At 67.6% G+C, this 222-nt stretch carries 1 pseudogene; it reads right to left on the bottom strand.

Going from position 1 to position 222, the window contains the following annotated elements:
* Positions 1–222: pseudogene (locus tag XH79_RS06750) on the bottom strand (IS5/IS1182 family transposase); the annotation flags it as partial.

Raw genomic sequence — 222 nt, 5'->3', positions numbered from 1 at the left:
AGAGGACGACGTTGGCGGCATCGCCGGCGCGGCCCTTGAGGTAGCACCGGCCGAGGTGTCCTTCGGCTTTGAGGTGTCCGATGATGGGCTCAATGGCGGAGCGGCGGCGCAGCTCACGCTTGATGGCGCCGAAGACACCGCGCTTCTGGCCGGAGATGAAGACGCGGCGGGGATTTTGCGCGTCGTGGCCGCGGTAGCCCTTGTCGACATAGGCCCGCTCGA

Origin of the sequence: Bradyrhizobium sp. CCBAU 45389 (assembly GCF_028128625.1) — a bacterium.
GTDB lineage: Bacteria > Pseudomonadota > Alphaproteobacteria > Rhizobiales > Xanthobacteraceae > Bradyrhizobium > Bradyrhizobium liaoningense_B.
The sequence above is the reverse complement of the archived record's forward strand: the minus strand, read 5'-3'. Positions and strand labels throughout refer to the sequence as shown.